Below are 19,891 nucleotides of genomic sequence, written 5' to 3' on the forward strand. Positions count from 1 at the left end.
CGAACCGCGGGGCGTAAACTCGGGCAGCTTTCCATCGTCCGTACGGAACGATGGATGCCGCCTGACCGGTGACCCGCCGCCCCGGAGGGCAGTCAGGTGGGAGAACGGAGCCTCCACTTGTGGGCCGGGCACAGAAGTGTCCGGCCGGTCGAAGTACATACTAGCACCCGCGCCGCAAGCCCGCCGCACGGCATATCGTGGGGCGCATGACTGACGCGACACCCCCCACCGAACCCGCTGCCGACGGCGCCCCCGACTACGACACCATGACCCGCGACATCGCGGACGTGCCCGCCGTCGAGGTGATCACCACGGTGGCCGTGCACCTGCTGAGCGCCGCGGCGGTCAACCTGGGCCTGGACAAGCCGGACTCCGAGCACAAGGACCTCGACGAGGCCCGCAAGCTGATCACGGCCCTGGCCGGCCTGGTCACCGCGAGCGCCACCGAGATCAGCTCCTTCCACGCCGCCCCGCTGCGCGACGGCCTGAAGTCGCTCCAGCTGGCCTTCCGCGAGGCCTCGATCGTGCCGGACGAGCCGGGCCAGGGTCCGGGCGAGAAGTTCACGGGTCCCGTCTTCGGCTGAGCCCGGAACCGGAACCGCACACGACGACGGCCGGCGCACCCCGCACGGGGGTGCGCCGGCCGTCGTCGTGTGCGGGGACCGCGCGGGGAACCCGCCCGGTCAGCGGGTGAACAGCGGCTCGCCGGGCGGGGCCGGGGCCTCCGGGGGCAGCAGCGCCAGGTCCAGCCCTCGGACCAGCCGGGCCCGCAGCGTGGTGTCGGCCGCCAGCGCCTCGGCGACCCGCCGGGCCGCGGCGGACGCCTGCGCGCCCCCGGCCAGGACGATCGCCAGGGTGCCGTCGGAGTCGGCACCGCCCGGGCCGAGGTGGGCGCGCAGGACGGCCGGCTCCGCGGACACGGCGGCCCGTACGGCTTCCCGTACGGCGGGATCGGCCAGCGGCCCCGCGTCGGTGCGGCCCTCGGCGAGCGCGAGCAGGGCGGAGCCGGTCAGCTGGTAGGTGACGGGGCCGGCCAGGTCGATGACCACGGTGTCGGCCTTCTCGTGCGCGGCGGCCGCCAGCGCCTGGTGCAGCGGGACGGCCACCGGCCGGGCGGCGGGGTCCCAGAGCGCGAGCGAGGCGATCGAGGTGAAGGCGGGCAGGGCCCGCCGGTCGCCCGCCCGCAGGGTGGGGACGGCCATGTCGCTGGTCTTCTCGCGCCGCAGACCCGTCTCCGGGTCGGTCTCCACCTCGCCGAGGACGGCCACCACGGGGACCAGCAGGCGGGCGCCCCTGAGCGCGGCCAGGACCTGCGGCTCCTTCGACCGGTCCGCGGACCAGGCGGCCAGGGCCTCGGTCAGCCGGGGATCGGCGGAGCCGTCGTCGTCGGAGAATCCCGGGTCGGGAATGTTCTTGTTCGCCACAGTTACCCGACCCTACTGTGCCGGGTACGGGTCCTGGCCACGGCCCCGGGCGCCCCGGCGCGGGCGCCGCGCGAGTACGGCGGCCAGCACCAGCAGCACCGCCCCCGCGACCGCTGCCGCCGGGGCCCCCGGCCGGACGCCCCGCGCGGGCGGGCGGGGCGCCTCGGGGCCGGGGCCGAAGTAGGTGCTCCCGGCCAAGGCGGGCACGGGTGCCGCGGCCTCCGGGCGTATCTCCTCGGCGGCCCGGAGAGCGGCGACGGGGTCGACCAGCCCATGACCGCGGGCGTCGTCGCGGCCGCCGGCCGGGGAGTCGGAGGCGGTCGTCTCCAGCAGCTTCTTCACCTGCGCCGGGGTCAGGTCGGGGTGCGCGGCCAGGACGAGGGCGACGGCGCCGGAGACGAAGGCCGCCGCGGCGCTGGTGCCCCAGCCCTCGTAGTAGGAGCGGTCGGGGTCGGCGATGACGACGTCGACGCCGGGGGCGCTGACGGTGGCGTACCAGTTGCGGGTGGAGAACTTGGCCTTCTTGCCGCGCCGGTCGACGGCGGTGACGGCGATGACCCCCGGATAGGCGGCCGGGTAGGAGACGCGGTCGCCCGCCTCGCCGCCGTTGCCCGCGGAGGCCACGACGACCACCCCCTTGGCCAGGGCGTACTGGACGGCCTCGTCCTCCCCCGCCTCGTGGTGGGCGGAGTCGCTGTCGTCACCGAGGGACAGGTTGATCACGTCGGCGCCGTGGTCCGCGGCCCAGCGGATGCCCTCGGCCAGCGACCCGCCCTTGCTGTCGCGGGCCTTGGCGCGGCCCGGGTCGCCCTCTTCGAGGATCACCCGGACGGGGAGGATCCGTGCCTGCGGGGCGATGCCGAGGACGCCCTGGCCGCGGTTGGGACCGTGGCCGTGCCCGGCGATGATGCTCGCCATGGCGGTTCCGTGGCGGGCCCAGGCGCGGTCGCCGGGGCCGGCCCCCATGCCGATGAGGTCGGTGCCGGCGAGGACCTGGCCGGAGAGGTCGGGATGGGATTCGTCGACGCCGGTGTCGAGGACGGCCACGGTCACCCCGTCGCCCCGGGTGGTTCCCCAGGCCTCCTCGGCACGCAGGGCCAGCAGGCCCCACTGACGGTCGCGGATGTTGTCGGCGGCGACGGGGGACGCGGTGGCGGACACCAGGAGGGTCGCGGTGAGCAGGGCGGCGGCCGTCCGCCCGGAGGCCCGGCGGATCATCGGGTGGGCTCCGGGGTGGGCGTGGCGGGCGGTGCGGCGAGGAAGGCGAGGCCGTGGCCGACCCGGTCGGCGAGCGCCTGGGCCTCGTGGCCGAGACCGGCCTGGGCGGCGGCTCCCGTGGCCTCCTTCTTCATCAGGTCGGCGGCGGGGTGGAGTGCGCCCGGTGCGCGGCCGTCGGCGAAGGCGGAGACGGTGTAGACGACGACGGGTGCCTCGGTGAGTACGGAGCTGGCCCAGGCGGCGCGCTGCGCGTCGGTGAACCCGTACGCGGGCGGGGCCGGGACATGGCCCCGGAGGGCGGCCATCGCGGGGGCTCCGGCGGGGGTGAAGACCATGCCGACGGTGATCAGTGAACTGCGGGTGGCGTCGGTGTAGGTGGCGCGGAGCACGCGGGTGCAGCCGGTGGCGGCGAGCAGGGCCTGCCAGTCGGCGGCGAGGGCGGCCGGGCAGTCGGCGTCGGGGGCGAGCGCGATCCGGGTCCAGGTGCGGTCGGAGCCGCCGGGGCCGGCGGAGGGGCCGGTGAGGACGGGCGGGAGCAGGCTGTCGACGGGGGCGGCGCGCCACAGCGACCCGGCCTTGCGGTAGGCGGCGTCGGCGGGGAGGGGGCGGGCCGCGGCGCGGTGTTCGGCCCAGGTGGCGAGGGCGGCCCCGCCGACGAGGCCGCTGCCGAGGAGGGCGCAGAGGGTGGCGGCGAGGATCCGGGCGGGGTGGCGGCGCGTGTCCGGGTGCGCGGGCTGTGGCGGTTCGGGCTCGCCCAGGATCTCGGTCCGCGGTGTCGTCGTGGTCATCCGGCGGCTCCGCCCCCCGTTCCGTACGGCTGCCTGCCCTTACTCTACGGCGTCGGCACCACAGGCTGCTTGCCGGTACCGCACCACTTGGACCCGCCCGCGTCCGGCCACCCCCGGCCCCGCCGGCGATCGAGGCGCGGGGCTCGGGGCGGAGCCCCCGCGCCCGGGGCGCGGCGCCCCCGGGAAACGGGGAAAGGGCGGGCGGGGAACCCCTACCCACCGGTAGAGACCTCTGGCAAGCTGCCGCCCATGAACTCCGCCGCCACCGACCGCGCCCGGTACGACCGGGCGACCGCGCACCTGGACGCGCCGCTGGCCGTCGTGGATCTCGACGCCTTCGACGCCAACGCCGACGATCTCGTCCGCCGCGCCGCCGGCAAGCCGGTCCGGGTCGCGAGCAAGTCGGTGCGGTGCCGCGCGCTGCTGGAACGGGCCCTCGCCCGTCCCGGGTTCGCGGGGATCATGTCGTACACCCTCGCCGAGTCGCTCTGGCTGGCCCGGTCCGGGTTCGAGGACGTCCTGCTCGCCTATCCCTCGGCCGACCGGGCCGGCTTCGGCGAGCTGGCGAACGACGCCAAGCTGGCCGGCGCGGTCACGGTGGTCGTGGACGATCCGGCGCAGCTCGACCTGATCGACGCGGCCCGGGACGGCGGCGCCGAGGAGATCCGGGTCTGCCTGGAACTGGACACGTCCCTGCGGCTGTTCGGCGGCCGGGTACGGATCGGGGCCCGCCGGTCCCCGCTGCGCGAGCCCGCGCAGCTGGCCGGGCTGGCCCGGGCGGTGACCGCCCGGCCCGGCTTCCGGGTCGTGGGGCTGATGGCGTACGAGGGCCATGTCGCCGGGGTCGGGGACTCGCTGGCCGGTCGCCCGCTGCGGTCCCGGACGATCCGGCTGATGCAGGGCGCGGCCCGCAAGGAGCTGGCGGAGCGGCGGGCGGAGGTGGTGCGGGCCGTACGGGCCGTCGTACCGGACCTGGAGTTCGTCAACGGCGGTGGTACCGGCAGCGTGCAGCAGACGGCCGCCGAGGACGCGGTGACGGAGATTGCGGCGGGTTCGGGCCTGTACATGCCCCGGCTGTTCGACAACTACACGTCGTTCAGCGGCCGTCCGGCGGCCCTCTTCGCCCAGCCCGTGGTGCGCAGGCCCGGGGTGGGTGTGGTGACGGTGCTCGGGGGCGGCTATCCGGCCTCCGGTGCGGCCGGGCCGGACCGGCTGCCGGTCCCGTACCTGCCCCAGGGGCTCCGCTACGACCCGCAGGAGGGCGCGGGCGAGGTGCAGACCCCGCTGCTGGGAAGCCCGGCCGACGACCTGCTGATCGGCGACCGGGTCTGGTTCCGGCACGCGAAGGCGGGCGAGCTGTGCGAGCGGTTCGACACCCTGCACCTGATCGAGGGCGACCGGGTCACCGCCGCCGTGCCGACCTACCGGGGCGAGGGGCGGACCTTCCTCTAGGCCGTCCGGATTCCGGCGGCGGGCTTGTGGACGAAGCCCGTCAGCGGGGCGAGGACCTTCCAGTCGAGCGTTTCGTAGAGCGCCCGGCCCTGGACGGTCGCGCCCAGGATTCCGGTGGCCGCCCCGTGCTCGGTGGCCGCGGCGGTCAGGGCGCCCATCACCACCGTCCCGAGGCCGAGGCGCCGGTGCGCCTCCTCGGTGACGATCTGGTCGAAGACGCAGGCGGCGCCCGTCAGCCCGATCTGGCCGCGCGCGGCGGGTTCCCCGCCGGCGGCCAGGACGCTCACGGTGACGACGCCGTCGGCGGTCTCGGCGGTGACCGTGTACCCGTCAGGCGGGCGCACGGGGGAGGGACGCAGGTCGACGGCCATCAGGAAGCCGGGATCGACCGGCTCCCACTCGGGCGGGAACCACGCTTCCATGACCTCCGGTGCCAGGAAGCCCTTGATCCAGGTGGCCGGTTCGGTGACGGCCGCGACGAGCCCGCGGGCGGTCTCGGCATCGGCGTCGAGGAGGACGTGACGGACCGTCTGGGACGCCAGTCCGACCTGGATGCTCAGCCCCCAGGGCGCGTCCACCGGTTTCGGTGTCCGCCGCGAGACGGTCCATCCGTCGACCCACGAGCGCGCGATCTCCCACATCCGAACACCCCTCCGAGTAATGACTGCCTTTCAGGTTCGGATGTTACACAAGCGGGGTGGGGCAGGATCCGGTTGCTCCTTCGGCGGCCGGGACGGCCCTCAAGGCCGGCCGGGCACCTCGCGGTGCCCGGCCGGCCTGGGTGCGGTGCGGTGCCGGTGCGGGACCGGCGGGTCCTACAGCGGGGTCACGTACGCACCGGAGATGCCGCCGTCGACGAGGAAGTCGGTGGCGTTGATGAAGGAGGAGTCGTCGCTGGCGAGGAAGGCGACGGCGGCGGCGATCTCGGTGGGTTCGGCGAAGCGGCCCAGCGGGATGTGGACGAGGCGGCGGGCGGCGCGCTCGGGGTCCTTGGCGAACAGCTCCTGCAGCAGCGGGGTGTTCACGGGCCCCGGGCACAGGGCGTTGACGCGGATGCCCTCGCGGGCGAACTGCACGCCGAGCTCGCGGGACATGGCGAGGACCCCGCCCTTGGAGGCGGTGTAGGAGATCTGGGAGGTGGCGGCGCCCATGATGGCGACGAAGGAGGCGGTGTTGATGATGGACCCGCGGCCCTGGCGCTGCATGTAGGGCAGGGCCGCCTTGCAGCACAGGTAGACGGAGGTGAGGTTGACGTCCTGGACGCGCTTCCAGGCCTCCAGGCCGGTGGTCAGGATGGAGTCGTCGTCCGGGGGCGAGATGCCCGCGTTGTTGAAGGCGATGTCCACGGAGCCGTAGGTGTCGAAGGCCGTCTTGAAGAGCGCCTCGACCTCCTCGGGGCTGGTGACGTCGACCTTGACGTAGGTGCCGCCCACCTCTTCGGCCGCGGCCTTGCCGGCGGTCTCGTCGATGTCGCCGCAGACGACGTTGGCACCCTCGGAGGCCAGGCGGCGGGCGGTGGCGAGGCCGATGCCGCTGCCGGCTCCGGTGATGACGGCGGTACGGCCGACCAGGCGGCGGCAGACGATCTCTTCGTTGGACATGTGCTTCAGGCCTCCGTGCTGATGAAGACGTTCTTGGTCTCGGTGAAAGCGGTGAGGGCGTCGGGTCCGAGCTCGCGGCCGAGTCCGGACTGCTTGTAACCGCCGAAGGGGGTCCAGTAGCGGACGCTGCTGTGGGAGTTGACGGACAGGTTGCCGGCGGCGACGGCGCGCGAGACGCGCAGCGCCCGCCCGATGTCGCGGGTCCAGAGGGAACCGGAGAGGCCGTATTCGGTCGCGTTGGCCAGGCGTACGGCGTCCTCCTCGTCCTCGAAGGGCAGGACGACGGCGACCGGTCCGAAGACCTCCTCGGCGGCCACGGGCGCGGTGGGGGCGACGTCCGTGACGAGGGTGGGCGGGTACCAGAAGCCGGGGCCCTCGGGGGCGGTGCCGCGGATCGCGGTGAGGTCGTCGGTGACGTACGACCGTACGCGGTCCAGCTGGGTCCGTGAGATCAGCGGGCCCATCTGCGTCTTCTCGTCGAGCGGGTCGCCGACGGTCACGGCCGCGATGCCGGGGGCCACGAGCTCCAGGAAGCGGTCGTAGGCGGAACGCTGTACGAGGATCCGGGTGCGGGCGCAGCAGTCCTGGCCGGTGTTGTCGAGGAAGGCCATGGGGGCGGCGGCGGCCGCCGCTTCGAGGTCGGCGTCGGCGAAGACGATGTTGGGGCTCTTGCCGCCGAGTTCGAGGGTGACGCGCTTCACCCGGTCGGCGCACTTGGCCATGATCTGCTTGCCCACGCGGGTGGACCCGGTGAAGACGATCTTCGCGACGCCGGGGTGTTCGACGAGTGCGTCGCCGGCGACGCCCCCGTGCCCGGGGAGCACCTGGAAGAGGTGTTCGGGGATCCCGGCCTGGAGGGCGAGTTCGGCGAGGCGCAGCGCGGTCAGCGGGGTGGTCTCGGCGGGCTTGAGGATGACGGCGTTGCCGGCGGCGAGGGCCGGGGCGAGGCCCCAGGCGGCGATCGGCATGGGGAAGTTCCACGGGGCGATCACGCCGATCACACCGAGGGGTTCGAGGAAGGTGACGTCGATGCCGCCGGCGACGGGGATCTGGCGGCCTGAGAGCCGTTCCACTCCCCCGGCGGCGAAGTCGAGGAGGTCGCGTACGTTGCCGGCTTCCCACCGGGCGTTGCCGATGGTGTGGCCGGCTTCGAGGACCTCCAGCCGGGCCAGTTCCTCGATGTGGCCGTCGACGACCGCGGCGAAGCGGCGCAGCAGCCGGGCCCGGTCCGCGGGGGCGGCTGCCGCCCAGGCGCGCTGGGCCGCGGTGGCCCGTGCGACGGCGGCGTCGACGTCGTCCCGTGTGGCGGCCGGGACGATGGCGACGGTTTCCTCGGTGGCCGGATTCAGCACTCTTAGTTCGAAGGGGGCCGGCGCGTCGGACACGTGGTGCCTCACAGTTTCGTTCGGTGGTGTGCGGTGGCTACAGGCGTTCGAAGGAGCGGCGCAGCTCCCAGTCGGTCACCGCGGAGTCGTAGGCGTCGAGTTCCACGCGGGCCATGTTCCGGTAGTGCGCGACCACTTCGGGACCGAAGGCGGCCTTGGCGATCTCGCTGTTCTCCCAGAGCTCGGCGGCCTCGCGCAGGGTGGTGGGGACATGTGCGAAATCGGCGGTGTAGGCGTTGCCGCCGCAGGCCTCGGGGAGCTCCAGGCGGTGCTCGATGCCGTAGAGCCCGGCGGCGACCAGGCCGGCGACGGCGAGGTACGGATTGACGTCGCCGCCGGGGAGGCGGTTCTCGAAGCGCATGGAGCGGCCGTGGCCGACGACCCGGAGCGCGCAGGTCCGGTTGTCCACGCCCCAGGCGACGGCGGTCGGCGCGAAGGATCCCGGCCGGAAACGCTTGTACGAGTTGATGTTCGGGGCGTAGAGAAGGGAGAAGTCGCGCAGCGCGGCCAGCTGGCCGGCCAGGAAGTGCCGCATCACCGGTGACATTCCGCCCGGACCGTCCCCTGCCATCGCGTTGCGTCCGTCGGTGTCGGCCAGCGAGAGGTGGATGTGACAGGAGTTGCCCTCGCGCTCGTCGAACTTGGCCATGAAGGTGAGCGAGACACCTTCCTGGGAGGCGATCTCCTTGGCTCCGGTCTTGTAGACGGAGTGCTGGTCGCAGGTGGTGAGCGCCTCGTCGTAGCGGAAGGCGATCTCGTGCTGGCCGAGGTTGCACTCCCCCTTGGCCGACTCGACGACCAGGCCCGCGGCCTGCATCTCGTTGCGGATCCGGCGCAGCAGGGGTTCGATGCGGCCGGTCCCGAGGACGGAGTAGTCGATGTTGTACTGGTTGGCCGGGGTCAGGCCGCGGTAGCCGGAGTTCCAGGCCTGCTCGTAGGTGTCCTGGAAGACCATGAACTCCAGCTCGGTGCCCACCATCGCCGTGTAGCCGGCCTCGGCGAGGCGTTCCAGCTGGCGGCGCAGGATCTGCCGGGGCGCGGCGACGACGGGCGAGCCGTCGCTCCAGGCGAGGTCCGCGAGCAGGAAGGCGCTGCCGGGGTTCCACGGGATGCGGCGCAGGGTGGCGAGGTCGGGGTGCATGGCGAAGTCGCCGTAGCCCCGGTCCCACGAGGACATCTCGTACCCGTCGACGGTGTTCATGTCGGTGTCGACGGCGAGGAGGTAGTTGCAGCCCTCGGTACCGTGCTCAAGGACCTCGTCGAGGAAGAACTGTGCGGCGAACCGCTTGCCCTGGAGCCGCCCCTGCATGTCGGGGAAGGCCAGGACGACTGTGTCGATCTCACCACTGGCGACGAGGGAGCGGAGCTCCTCGGGCGCGAGCGGCGGCATGCGGTCTACCACTGGAATCTCTCCTTCGGTGAGCCGAGGAGGCCTAAGGTATTGAATAGAACCATTGCTTGGGAAGGGGAGGAGCCGAGATGACCGACACCGCGAGCGAGGGCGACGCGATCGCGCGCCTGAATCCCGTGCTGCGGCAGGTACGGGCGGGCAACGGTTTCGAGGAGGCGCTGGAGCAGATCCTGCAGGTGGTCCGGCTGGGTCTGGTGCCGGGCGGCGAGCGGCTGCCACCGGAGCGCGAGCTGGCGGAGCGCATGGGGATCAGCCGGGTGACCCTGCGCGAGGTGCTGAAGGTGCTCCAGGACCAGGGGCTCGTGGAGGCCCGGCGCGGGCGGTACGGCGGAACGTTCGTGCTGCCGCGGCCCGACACCCCGGCCGGCGGTGCCGAGGAGGAGCTGCGGCGGCGCGTCGCGGGGGTGGACATCGAGGACGTCCTGCGGTTCCGCGAGGTCCTGGAGGTGGGGGCCGCCGGACTGTGCGCCTCCCAGGGGCTGACCGAGGAGGGCACCGAACGCCTGCTCGGCGCCCTGGCCGCCACGCACGACGCCCCGCTCTCCGCGTACCGGCGCCAGGACACGCTCTTCCACCTCACCCTGTGCGAGCTGGCCGGGTCCGCCACCCTGACGGCCCAGTACGCGGCCGTCCGGGCCACCGTGAACGACCTGCTGGACTGCATCCCGCTGCTCGTGCGCAACCTGGAGCACTCCCAGCAGCAGCACAGCACGCTGGTGGAGGCGGTGCTGGAGGGCGACGCGGCCGGGGCCCGGGAGACGATGCGCGAGCACTGCTGCGGCACGGCGGCACTGCTGCGGGGCTTTCTGGCCTGAGCGGCACCGGGGGCCGCCGAGAGGGTTTCGTAACTTCTGTTTAACGCAGAGGTCTTGCGCACTCCCCTGCTCTAAGGCAAAGGTACGCCCCACAACCATTGCCCTGAGGCAGGAGCGCACGATGGCCGACGACATCGAGGCACGGCTCGCCGCCGTACCCGCACCCACCACGTCCCCCGACGGCGGGGACGGCCCCGACGAATACCTCGCGCGCCGCACGCTGCGCCGCGGCAGCGCCGGCTGGCTGCTCCTCACCGGCCTCGGCGTCGCCTACGTCGTCTCCGGGGACTTCTCCGGCTGGAACGTCGGTCTCGACAAGGGCGGCTTCGGCGGCCTCGCCATCGCCACCGTCCTCATGGGCGCGATGTACGCCTGCCTGGTCTTCTCGCTCGCGGAGCTGTCCACCATCCTGCCGACCGCGGGCGGCGGCTACGGCTTCGCCCGCCGCGCGCTCGGCCCGTGGGGCGGCTTCCTCACGGGCACCGCCATCCTCATCGAGTACATCCTGGCCCCGGCCGCGATCGTCATCTTCATCGGCGACTACGTCGAGTCCCTCGGCCTCTTCGGACTCACCTCCAGCTGGCCCGTCTACCTCGGCTGTTTCGTCATCTTCATCGGGGTCCACCTCTGGGGCGTCGGCGAGGCGCTGCGCTTCAGCCTCGTCGTGACCGCGATCGCCGTCGCGGCGCTGCTGATCTTCGCGGTGGGGGCCTTCACCGAGTTCGACGCCTCCGGCCTGAACAACATCCCCGTCGACGCGGACGCCCTCGGCTCGAACTCCTGGCTGCCGCTGGGCGTGCTGGGCATCTGGGCCGCGTTCCCCTTCGGCATGTGGTTCTTCCTCGGCGTGGAAGGCGTACCGCTGGCGGCCGAAGAGGCCAAGGACCCGGTCCGCTCGATGCCGAAGGCCCTCTCCATCTCCATGGGCATCCTCGCCCTGCTCGCCCTGATCACCTTCTTCGCCGCGACCGGTGCCCAGGGCGCCGACGCGGTCAAGGCCGCCGGCAACCCGCTGGTCGTGGCCCTGGAAGGGGACGGCGGCCCGACCGCGCTCAGCCGGTTCGTGAACTACGCGGGGCTGGCCGGCCTGGTGGCCTCCTTCTTCTCCCTCATCTACGCGGGCTCGCGCCAGCTCTTCGCCCTCTCGCGGGCCGGCTACCTGCCCCGCTTCCTCTCGCTCACCTCGAAGCGCAAGGCCCCGTACCTGGGCCTGATCATCCCCGGCGCGATCGGCTTCGCCCTCGCCGCGGCCACCGGCAACGGCGCCCGCATGCTCAACATCGCGGTGTTCGGCGCCACCATCTCCTACGCCCTGATGGCGCTGTCCCACATCGTGCTGCGCCGCCGGGAGCCGGACCTGGAGCGCCCGTACCGCACCCCCGGCGGGATCCTGACCTCCTCGGTGGCCTTCGTGCTCGCGCTGTCGGCCCTGGTCGCCACCTTCCTGGTGGACAAGGACGCCGCGTTCATCGCCCTGGCCGTGTACGCCGTCGCCCTCGCCTACTTCGCCTTCTACAGCCGGCACCACCTGGTGGCCTCGGCCCCCGAGGAGGAGTTCGCGGCTCTCGCGGAAGCCGAGGCGGAACTGACCCGCGACTGAAACCCTGTACCTGCCCTGCTCCACCCCCGTCGGAGGTCAGAACGTGCCCAGGCCGCTCATCGGCATCACCACCTACGTCGAGGATTCCACCCGCTACGGCGTGTGGGACCTCCCGGCATCCCTCGTACCGACCGGGTACCACGAACTCGTCCAGGCGGCGGGCGGCGCGGCCGTGCTGCTCCCGCCGGACGAACCGGGGAGGGCGGCGGAGGTGCTGAGCCGGGTGGACGGCCTGGTCGTCGCGGGCGGCCCGGACCTGGACCCGGTGCACTACGGGGCCGTCCGCGACTCCCGTACGGGCGCCCCCGCCACGGTCCGCGACCACTGGGAGCTGGCCCTGATCGCCGCCGCGCTCGACGCGGACCTGCCCCTGCTCGGCATCTGCCGGGGCATGCAGGCCCTCAACGTGGCCCTGGGCGGCACGCTGATCCAGCACCTCGACGGCCACGTCGAGACCCCGGGCGTCATGTCGTGGCACCCGGTCCGCCCGGTCCCGGGCACCCGCTACGCGGACCTGGTCCCGGAGGAGGCCCAGGTCCCGACCTACCACCACCAGGCCGTCGACCGGCTGGGCCGCGACCTGGTCGTCTCGGCCCACGCGGTCGACGGCACGGTCGAGGCGATCGAACTGCCCGACCCGGAGCGGTGGGTGCTGGGCGTCCAGTGGCACCCGGAGCGGGACAAGGACACGCGGGTGATGTCCGCCCTCGTCGGGGCGGCCTCCGTCCGCACCGCGGTACCGGTGGGCTGACCGGCCGTCGGCCGCGGGACTCCGGCCCCCTTCCCCGGCGCCGGGCCCGCGGCCGGCCCCTCCCGCACCCCGCGTCCCCGCACGAATGGCCCTGCGGCCCCGGGACGTGCAGGCTGGAATGGTGAGCACACAGGCGCACGGCAAGGCGACCGGGCCGGTGGCCGGGTTCCTGGAGAACCCGGTCGTGGGCATGGCGCCCTGGATCATCTTCTCGCTGCTGGTCGGCCCGGGACGGTTCGAGCTCGCGGTCGGACTGGCCCTGGCCGTGTCGGTCGGCCTGACCCTGATGAGCCACCTGGTCAACCGCGGCACTTCCTGGAAGCTGCTGGAACTGGCCGACATCGTCTTCTTCGCCACCATGGCCGTGATCGGGGCCCTGGCGAGCGAGGGGACCCTGAACTGGCTGGAGACGTACGCGGGCGAAGTCGCCAACATCGCGCTGGCGGTGATCGCCTTCGGGTCGATGGCGGTCGGTACGCCGTTCACCCTCCAGTACGCCCGCGAGCAGGTCGATCCGTCGCTCTGGCACACCCGCGGCTTCCTGCGGACCAACTACATGATCACGGGAGCCTGGGGCATCGCCTTCCTCGTGGCGGCCGCCGCGGGAGCCTACGGGGATCTGGTCCTGCACAACCCGAACAACATCTGGACCGGCTGGGTCATCCAGATCCTGGCGATCGTCGCCGCGGTGAAGTTCACCGTCTGGTACCCGGACGTCGCCCGCGCCCGAGGAGTCCGCGAGGCCGCCGGCCTGCCCCCCGAGCCCACACCGTGGGCCGGCTTCCTGGTGCCGCTGGCGGGTCTGCTCGTACCGATCGGCATCATCGTGCTGATCTTCGAGAACATGTGGTGGCTGGGTGTCGCCCTGATCGTGGTGGGCTCGCTCCTGACGAAGTCCCTCCAGTCACGGGCGACCCAGGAGCCCACCTGACGGCGGACTCCCGGGATCCGGCGGACGTCCCGTCCGTCAGTGGCTGAACACGACCGAACGCAGCGTCAGCCGCTCCGAGCCGTAGCCGGTGCGGGGCCGCAGGGTGAAGTGGTCGCCCTCGCAGCCGGGCTCGGTGAACACCGTCGCCGTCGCGTCGGTCCGGTTGCGCGGCGAGTGCGCCGGGGAGCTGGCACCGGGGTCGGCGACCTCCGGCAGGGTGATGCACTCCTCGCCCACCGGGTCTTCGAGCACCACGCGCATCGGGCGGCCGTCGAGACCGCTGACGGTGTACTGGAACTCGCCGGTGGCGGCCGAGGCCGAGGCCGGGACGGTGAGCAGGAGGGTGAAGGCGCCGAAAGCGGCGACGGCGGCATGGCGAAGACGCATCAGGGGGTCTCCTCGTGTGGGGGGCGTGACACGTGCAGGAGCCACCTTTCCGGCGGGGCGGCCCCGGAGCACGGTCCGCCCCGTGCCGAATCGATCCGCCCTCGCTCGAACGGACGCGCACCCATGCGCCGGGTGTTCGGCAGATCACAGTGACGGACACCGCGGCGCCTCCTACGATGCGTGATCGCTACAGCTACTTCCGTCCGCACCTTCCCGCCCGTACGAGGAGGCCGATCCCGTGACCACCGGCGCCGCCGCACGCGAGAGCTACTACGAACGGACGGGCGAGCACCGCTACAAGCCCACGGCCCACGCGGGCGGTGCCTGGAACACCGACGAGCAGCACTTCAGCCCGCTCGCCGGCCTCGTGGTGCACGCCGTCGACGCCCACCTGGCGGACCGCCCCGAGCGGCCGGCGCTCGCCCGGATCAGCTACGACATCCTCGGCCGCATCGCCCTCGACGAGTGCGAGATCACCGTCGAGACCCTCCGCCCGGGCCGGACCATCGAACTCCTCGAAGCGACCGTGGTCATCGGCGGCCGTCCGGTGGTCCGCGCCCGCGCCTGGCTGCTGGCCACCCTGGACTCCTCTTCCGTCGCCGACAGCCCGCACGAGCGCCTCCCCGCCCCCGGCGAACTCGACGTCTGGGCGATGGAGGACGCGTGGGACGGCGGCTACGTCTCCTCCGTCGAGGTGCGCCGCACGCCCCCGGCGCGTCGCGGCCGCACGGCGGCCTGGGTGTCCTCGCCCCTGGCCCTGGTCTCGGGCGAGCCCAGCAGCGCCCTCGCCTCGTACGTCGCCCTCGTCGACACCGCGAACGGCATCGCGGTCCAGCAGGACCCCACGGCGTGGATGTTCCCGAACCTCGACCTGACGATCCACCTGCACCGCCAGCCCCGCGGCCCGTGGACCGGCCTCGACACCACCGTCAGCTTCGGCCCGTCGGGGCAGGGGCTCACCAGCAGCGTCCTGCACGACGTCGACGGCCCCGTCGGCCACGCAGAACAGATCCTCACGGTCCGCCCGCTCCGGGCGGACTAAGCCGTTCCCCTGGTCAGGGACAGCAGGTCACGGGCCGGGCCCGCCGGGCGGGATCCCGTCGGCCAGACCGCCCGCAGGGCGCGGTCGAGCGGCGCACCCGTCACCGGGACCTCCACGAGCCGCCGCGCTCCCAGTTCGTCCCCGACCGCCAGCTCCGACAGGACGCACGGCCCGGCGCCGCCCAGCGCCGCCGCCTTCACCGCCGTGGTCGACGCCAGTTCCAGCAGCGGCGCGGCCAGCCCGCCGGCCGCGGCCAGTGCGGCGTCCAGGACCTGTCGCGTACCGGACCCCCGCTCGCGCAGGATCAGCGGGGTCGCGGCCAGCTCCGCCGCCGTCACGCCCCGGGCCCGGCGCGCCCACGGGTGGCCCGGGGCCACCGCCACCACCAGCCGGTCCTGCGCGATCACCGCCGAATCCAGCCCCTCGGGAACGGTCAGCCCCTCCACGAAGCCGAGGTCGGCCTCGTGCGCGAGGACCCGCCTGGCGACCACCGCCGAGTTGCCGGCGTGCAGGGACACCGCCGTGTCCGGGCGCTGCCCGCGCAGGGCGATCAGCCAGCCCGGCAGCAGGTACTCCGCGATGGTCATGCTCGCGGCCACCCGCAGACGCGAGTCCCGGCGCCCGCGCAGCGCCTGCGCCCCCGCATCGAAGGCCTCCGCAGCCTCCACCACCCGCCGGGCCCAGTCCGTGACGAGCGCGCCCTCGGCCGTCAGCGTCGACCCGCGCGGCGAGCGGTCCACCAGGGCCACGCCGAGCCGGGTCTCCATCGCCCGGATCCGGCTGCTGGCGGCGGGCTGGGTGATGCCGAGCCGCCGGGCCGCGCCGCTCAGACTGCCGACCCGTGCGACCGCGAGCAGCAGTTCCAGCGCGCCCAGGTCCGGTACCCGGTGCGCCAGCGGAACCCACTCCTCATTACCCATAACATCAGTTTATGGCCTCATAGGGAGATGGTCTCTGCCGCCCCGTCCGCGCAGGCCCGAGGCTGGATCCATGGCCACCACCCTCGTGCGACCCCGCACGCTCACCACTCCCGCGGTCCGGACCCACAAGGCCCCCGCCCTGCGGCACCTCGGCCCCAACTGGTACGCCTGCGTCATGGGCACGGCGATCCTCGCCGGCGCCGGCGCGACCCTCCCGTACCAGCTCCCCGGCCAGCGCGTGGCCTGCCAGCTCGTCTGGGCGCTGTCCGCCGTCCTCCTCGCCGTGCTGCTCGCGGCCCGCGCCGGGCACTGGCTCCACCACCGCGACCAGGCCCGCGCCCATCTCCTCGACCCCGCCGTCGCCCCCTTCTACGGCTGCCTCGCGATGGCACTGCTGGCCGTCGGCGGCGGCACCCTCACCGTCGGCAAGGACCTGATCGGCACCGGCCCCGCCGTCGCCGTGGACGCCGTGCTCTTCACCGCCGGCACCGCGATCGGCCTGGTCATGGCCGTGGCCGTGCCCTATCTGATGGTCGTACGGCACAAGGTCGAGCCCGGGCAGGCCACGCCCGTCTGGCTGCTCCCCCTGGTCGCCCCGATGGTGTCCGCCGCGCTCGGCCCGCTGCTGATACCCCACCTGCCCGCCGGCCAGCCCCGCGAGACCCTGCTGCTCGCCTGCTACGCCATGTTCGGGATCAGCCTGCTCGCCACCCTGCTGATGCTCCCCCTGATCTTCGGCCGGCTGGTCGTGGGCGGCCCCCTCCCCCTGGCCCTGACCCCGACGCTGTTCCTGGTCCTCGGCCCCCTCGGCCAGTCCACCACCGCCGTCAACCAGCTCGCCGACGTCGCCCCCGGGGCGATCGACGGCAGCTACGCGGGCGCGCTGGGTGCCTTCGCCGTCGTCTACGGGGTCCCCGTGATGGGCTTCGCCCTGCTGTGGCTGGCCCTGGCCACGGCCATGCTGGTCCGGGCCGCCCGGAACGGAATGGGATTCGCGATGACCTGGTGGGCCCTGACCTTCCCCCTCGGCACCTGCGTCACCGGCGCCACCGGCCTGGCCCACCACACCGGCCTGACCGCCTACGCCTGGCTCGCCACCGCCCTCTTCGCCGGCCTGCTGACCGCCTGGCTCCTGGCCGCGGCCCACACCCTCCGAGGCCTGCTCTCGGGCCGACTCCTGCCCCGCTAACCCGCCGCGGGGCGGGTCCGAGTCGGCCTGCCGGGCCGGGATCCTGGCCCGGTGCGGGCCGGTCCGCGGGGCCGGGGAGGGGTGTCTCCTCGGCTCGGCGCGTGCGGGCGTGTCTCGGCAGTGCGCGGTGGTTGCGCGCTCGTCCTGCGGGGACACCCCTCCCCGTCCCCGCTCCCCAAGCGCCGGGGCGGCTTCGGGGCACGGGCCGGAGGTGCACGCCGTGGGGCGGCTCCGGGGCACTGCCGGGCACGGGTCGGGGGTTCTGGTGGGGCGGCTTCGGGGTGCTGTCGGAGCACTGCCGTGGGGTGGGGACACGGCGGAGTGTCCCCGCAGGACGAGCGCGCACCACCGGGTACAGCCGAGACATGCCGAACCGCGCGAGCCGAGGAGACACTCCGGCGGGGCACCGCCCCACACCACCCAGCCCCGCCGGCGCTTGAGGCGCGGGGCCCGGGGCAGCGCCCCGGAACCACCGACCCGCCGATCAGCGGGCGGCGCGCAACTGCTCGGCCAGGGCCGCCGGCGCCTCCGCCAGCGAGGGCCCGTACCACGTCAGATGCCTGCCGCTGACGAGAGCCGCCGGCAGGCCGGGAAACGCCTCCGGGCCGTCGCCCGCCGCGAAGGCGTACGGCTCGTCCGGCAGCACCACCAGGTCACAGCCGGCCGCCGCCAGCTCCTCCACCGGCACCCGGGGATACCGCTCCGGGTGCCCGGCGTAGACGTTGCGGACCCCGAGCCGCGCCAGCAGGTCCCCCGCGAAGGTGTCGCGGCCCAGCACCATCCACGGGCGCCGCCAGATCGGCACGAAGGCGGTGCGCGCGACGGCCGGTTCAGCCCGGGCCCACGCGCGCTCCGCGTCCGACAGCCACCCCGGCCTCGTCAGCCCCAGCGTCCCCACCAGCACCCGGTCCAGCTCGCGCAGCGCCTGCGGCAGGTCCCGGACCTCGGTGACCAGCACCTCCACGCCGGCCGCGCGCAGCGCCGCCAGGTCGGGGGCCCGGTTCTCCTCCTCGTTGGCGATCACCAGGTCCGGCCGGAGCTCCGCGATCCGCCGTACGTCGGGGTTCTTCGTCCCGCCGACCCGCACCGCGTCGCCGAGGTCGCCGGGATGCGTGCACCAGTCGGTGACCCCCACCAGCAGCCCCGGCGCGCTCACGGCCACCGCCTCGGTCAGCGAGGGCACCAGCGAGACGACGCGCCGCACGACCCGCGCCACCCCGCTCAGTGCCCCGGCGACGGCGGCTCGGACGTCGCGTGGATGTGCTCGCCCACCGCGACGACCAGGATCCGGGTGTCCTCGGTGACGGCCCGCCAGCGGTGGCGCACGCCGCCGGACAGGAACAGCGCGTCCCCGCTCTCCAGCCGGTACGCCCGCCCCTCCGCCTCTACCTGGCAGGCACCCTCGACCACGTACATCAGTTCGTCGTTGCGGTGCTGGTACTCGCGTCCGGCGTCCTGGTCCCCGGTGAACTCCATCGCGTGCAGCTGGTGGTGCCCGCGCACCAGGGGCCGTACGCCCGGAAACGGCGTGAGCCCGGAGGCGTCACCGGCCCGTACGAGGTCCACCGTGCGCGCGGTGTCGGAGGCGGCCAGCAGCTCGACGGCCGTCGTCTCCAACGCGTCCGCGACCCGCTCCAGGGAGCGCATGCTGGGCCGGGCCCGCTCGTTCTCTATCTGACTCAGGAAGGGCACCGACAGACCGCTGCGCGCCGACACGGCGGCCAGCGTCAGGTGGAGCGCGCGGCGCCGCTTGCGCACGGCCACGCCCACCCGGAGCGGCTCCTTGCCGTCCTTGTCCTTGCTCTTGTCGTCCCTGTCGTTCAGCTTGCCGTCCATGCCATCGCTGCCGTCGGTGCCGTCCCTGTCGTTCATGTCGGGGCTGCCCTCCCCATGTCTGGCGCACATCGGTGTGCTGTAAGCACCTTACGCAGCAACGGGCTCCGGTTTCGCGTGCACGGCTGTTCCCGTACCCGTCCGCTCACTGTCCGTCGCGGCGCGGGGTGTCCGGTCGGCCGGGACGGCCGCCGGGGCGCGTTGCGGCATCATCGACTCCGTGACGACACGACGCCTGATGCTCCTGGACACCGCCTCCCTCTACTACCGCGCCTACTTCGGTGTGCCGGACTCGGTGAAGGCCCCCGACGGCACCCCGGTCAACGCCGTACGCGGCCTGCTCGACTTCATCGGCCGCCTCGTCCAGGACCGCCGGCCGGACGATCTGGTGGCGTGCATGGACGCCGACTGGCGGCCGCACTGGCGGGTGGAGCTGATCCCCTCCTACAAGGCGCACCGGGTGGCCGAGGAGACCGGGACCGGACCGGACGTGGAGGAGACCCCGGACACGCTCGCCCCGCAGGTCCCGATCATCGAGGCGGCGCTGGACGCCTTCGGCATCGCCCGGGTCGGGGTCGCCGGTTACGAGGCGGACGACGTGATCGGCACGCTCACCGCCCGCGCGAGCGGCCCGGTGGACATCGTCACCGGCGACCGGGACCTGTACCAGCTGGTGGACGACGCCCGGCAGCGGCGGGTGCTGTACCCGCTCAAGGGCGTGGGGACCCTGCAGGTGACCGACGAGGCGTGGCTGCGCGAGAAGTACGGGGTGGACGGCCCGGGTTACGCGGACCTGGCGCTGCTGCGCGGCGACCCCAGCGACGGCCTGCCGGGCGTCCCCGGCATCGGCGAGAAGACGGCGGCCAAACTCCTGGACGCCTACGGCACCCTGGCCGGGATCATCGCGGCGGTCGACGACCCGAAGTCGAAGCTGACCCCGACCCAGCGCAAGCGGCTGGACGAGTCCCGCCCGTATCTGGCGGTGGCTCCGAAGGTGGTCCGGGTGGCCTCGGACGTGCCGCTGCCGGCCTTCGACCCGACCCGTCCGACGTCCCCGGCGCAGCCCGAACTGGTGGATGCACTAGCCCATCGGTGGGGTCTGGGTGGCGCAGTCGCTCGCCTGAGCAGTGCACTGCGCCCCTGA

20 protein-coding genes are annotated in these 19,891 nt (G+C 73.7%); 9 read left to right on the top strand and 11 right to left on the bottom strand.

Going from position 1 to position 19,891, the window contains the following annotated elements; all coding sequences use genetic code 11:
* The first annotated feature begins 206 nt into the window (after positions 1-206).
* Positions 207-584 carry a DUF1844 domain-containing protein gene (locus tag DEJ51_RS06130; RefSeq protein WP_030723460.1) on the top strand — a complete coding sequence of 126 codons (378 nt, stop codon included), beginning with the start codon at positions 207-209 and terminating at the stop codon, positions 582-584.
* 99 nt (positions 585-683) lie between these two features.
* On the opposite strand, the gene DEJ51_RS06135 is transcribed toward DEJ51_RS06130, so the two are convergent.
* Genes DEJ51_RS06135 through DEJ51_RS06145 form a run of 3 tightly spaced genes read right to left on the bottom strand, consistent with a single transcriptional unit; the run spans position 684 to position 3,430 of the window.
* Positions 684-1,424, bottom strand: coding sequence for an SseB family protein (locus DEJ51_RS06135; RefSeq protein WP_150256665.1), 741 nt, complete (start codon positions 1,422-1,424; stop codon positions 684-686).
* Positions 1,425-1,436: 12 nt separating this feature from the next.
* On the bottom strand, positions 1,437-2,642 hold the full coding sequence (mycP, locus tag DEJ51_RS06140) for a type VII secretion-associated serine protease mycosin (protein ID WP_150256666.1): 1,206 nt from the start codon (positions 2,640-2,642) through the stop codon (positions 1,437-1,439).
* Entirely contained in the window at positions 2,639-3,430 is a 792-nt protein-coding gene (locus tag DEJ51_RS06145; protein ID WP_223835684.1) for a hypothetical protein, read from the bottom strand. Before DEJ51_RS06145 ends, mycP begins: the two co-directional genes overlap by 4 nt.
* A 249-nt stretch (positions 3,431-3,679) precedes the next feature.
* Between DEJ51_RS06145 and DEJ51_RS06150 the strand changes: the two genes are divergently transcribed.
* Positions 3,680-4,882 carry an amino acid deaminase/aldolase gene (locus tag DEJ51_RS06150; RefSeq protein WP_150256667.1) on the top strand — a complete coding sequence of 401 codons (1,203 nt, stop codon included), beginning with the start codon at positions 3,680-3,682 and terminating at the stop codon, positions 4,880-4,882.
* On the opposite strand, the gene DEJ51_RS06155 is transcribed toward DEJ51_RS06150, so the two are convergent.
* The 4 genes from DEJ51_RS06155 to DEJ51_RS06170 form a co-directional block, all read right to left on the bottom strand.
* Positions 4,879-5,523, bottom strand: coding sequence for a GNAT family N-acetyltransferase (locus tag DEJ51_RS06155; RefSeq protein ID WP_150256668.1), 645 nt, complete (start codon positions 5,521-5,523; stop codon positions 4,879-4,881). The two genes, DEJ51_RS06150 and DEJ51_RS06155, sit on opposite strands and share 4 nt — an antisense overlap.
* 174 nt (positions 5,524-5,697) lie before the next feature.
* Positions 5,698-6,483, bottom strand: a complete 786-nt coding sequence (locus DEJ51_RS06160) for a 3-oxoacyl-ACP reductase (RefSeq protein ID WP_150256669.1) — start codon at positions 6,481-6,483, stop codon at positions 5,698-5,700.
* Between the two features lie 5 nt (positions 6,484-6,488).
* Complete coding sequence (locus tag DEJ51_RS06165; RefSeq protein WP_263411696.1) at positions 6,489-7,835, bottom strand: aldehyde dehydrogenase family protein; 1,347 nt, start codon at positions 7,833-7,835, stop codon at positions 6,489-6,491.
* 70 nt (positions 7,836-7,905) lie between these two features.
* Entirely contained in the window at positions 7,906-9,270 is a 1,365-nt protein-coding gene (locus DEJ51_RS06170; protein ID WP_150256671.1) for a glutamine synthetase family protein, read from the bottom strand.
* Between the two features lie 77 nt (positions 9,271-9,347).
* Between DEJ51_RS06170 and DEJ51_RS06175 the strand changes: the two genes are divergently transcribed.
* The 4 genes from DEJ51_RS06175 (at position 9,348) to DEJ51_RS06190 (ending at position 13,376) form a co-directional block, all read left to right on the top strand.
* Positions 9,348-10,094: a FadR/GntR family transcriptional regulator gene (locus DEJ51_RS06175; protein WP_150256672.1), complete on the top strand. Its 747-nt coding sequence runs from the start codon at positions 9,348-9,350 to the stop codon at positions 10,092-10,094.
* A 121-nt stretch (positions 10,095-10,215) separates the two neighbouring features.
* The gene (gene eat / locus DEJ51_RS06180; protein ID WP_223835685.1) at positions 10,216-11,694 is read left to right on the top strand and encodes an ethanolamine permease; all 1,479 of its coding nucleotides are present in this window, start codon (positions 10,216-10,218) and stop codon (positions 11,692-11,694) included.
* Positions 11,695-11,737: 43 nt separating this feature from the next.
* Positions 11,738-12,445 (top strand): gamma-glutamyl-gamma-aminobutyrate hydrolase family protein, encoded by a 708-nt coding sequence (locus tag DEJ51_RS06185; RefSeq protein ID WP_150256673.1) that lies wholly within the window; start codon positions 11,738-11,740, stop codon positions 12,443-12,445.
* A 118-nt stretch (positions 12,446-12,563) separates the two neighbouring features.
* Positions 12,564-13,376 (top strand): hypothetical protein, encoded by an 813-nt coding sequence (locus DEJ51_RS06190; RefSeq protein WP_150256674.1) that lies wholly within the window; start codon positions 12,564-12,566, stop codon positions 13,374-13,376.
* A 36-nt stretch (positions 13,377-13,412) separates the two neighbouring features.
* Here the strand turns inward: DEJ51_RS06190 and DEJ51_RS06195 are convergent, their stop codons facing one another.
* Positions 13,413-13,763: a hypothetical protein gene (locus DEJ51_RS06195; RefSeq protein WP_150256675.1), complete on the bottom strand. Its 351-nt coding sequence runs from the start codon at positions 13,761-13,763 to the stop codon at positions 13,413-13,415.
* Between the two features lie 238 nt (positions 13,764-14,001).
* Between DEJ51_RS06195 and DEJ51_RS06200 the strand changes: the two genes are divergently transcribed.
* Positions 14,002-14,805 (top strand): thioesterase family protein, encoded by an 804-nt coding sequence (locus DEJ51_RS06200; RefSeq protein WP_150256676.1) that lies wholly within the window; start codon positions 14,002-14,004, stop codon positions 14,803-14,805.
* On the opposite strand, the gene DEJ51_RS06205 is transcribed toward DEJ51_RS06200, so the two are convergent.
* Positions 14,802-15,725 carry a LysR substrate-binding domain-containing protein gene (locus DEJ51_RS06205; RefSeq protein ID WP_150256677.1) on the bottom strand — a complete coding sequence of 308 codons (924 nt, stop codon included), beginning with the start codon at positions 15,723-15,725 and terminating at the stop codon, positions 14,802-14,804. The two genes, DEJ51_RS06200 and DEJ51_RS06205, sit on opposite strands and share 4 nt — an antisense overlap.
* Before the next feature lie 70 nt (positions 15,726-15,795).
* Here DEJ51_RS06205 and DEJ51_RS06210 point away from each other — a divergent pair, with 70 nt between their 5' ends.
* Positions 15,796-16,914 (top strand): TDT family transporter, encoded by a 1,119-nt coding sequence (locus DEJ51_RS06210; protein ID WP_150256678.1) that lies wholly within the window; start codon positions 15,796-15,798, stop codon positions 16,912-16,914.
* Between the two features lie 484 nt (positions 16,915-17,398).
* Here the strand turns inward: DEJ51_RS06210 and DEJ51_RS06215 are convergent, their stop codons facing one another.
* Both DEJ51_RS06215 and DEJ51_RS06220 read right to left on the bottom strand, forming a co-directional pair.
* Positions 17,399-18,118: a helical backbone metal receptor gene (locus DEJ51_RS06215; protein ID WP_223835686.1), complete on the bottom strand. Its 720-nt coding sequence runs from the start codon at positions 18,116-18,118 to the stop codon at positions 17,399-17,401.
* A 17-nt stretch (positions 18,119-18,135) separates the two neighbouring features.
* On the bottom strand, positions 18,136-18,750 hold the full coding sequence (locus DEJ51_RS06220; RefSeq protein ID WP_051774094.1) for a helix-turn-helix domain-containing protein: 615 nt from the start codon (positions 18,748-18,750) through the stop codon (positions 18,136-18,138).
* 235 nt (positions 18,751-18,985) lie between these two features.
* On the opposite strand from DEJ51_RS06220, the gene DEJ51_RS06225 reads away from it, so the two are divergent.
* Positions 18,986-19,891 (top strand): 5'-3' exonuclease, encoded by a 906-nt coding sequence (locus DEJ51_RS06225; protein ID WP_150261721.1) that lies wholly within the window; start codon positions 18,986-18,988, stop codon positions 19,889-19,891.

This window comes from Streptomyces venezuelae, assembly GCF_008642275.1.
GTDB classification, from domain to species: Bacteria; Actinomycetota; Actinomycetes; order Streptomycetales; family Streptomycetaceae; genus Streptomyces; species Streptomyces venezuelae_E.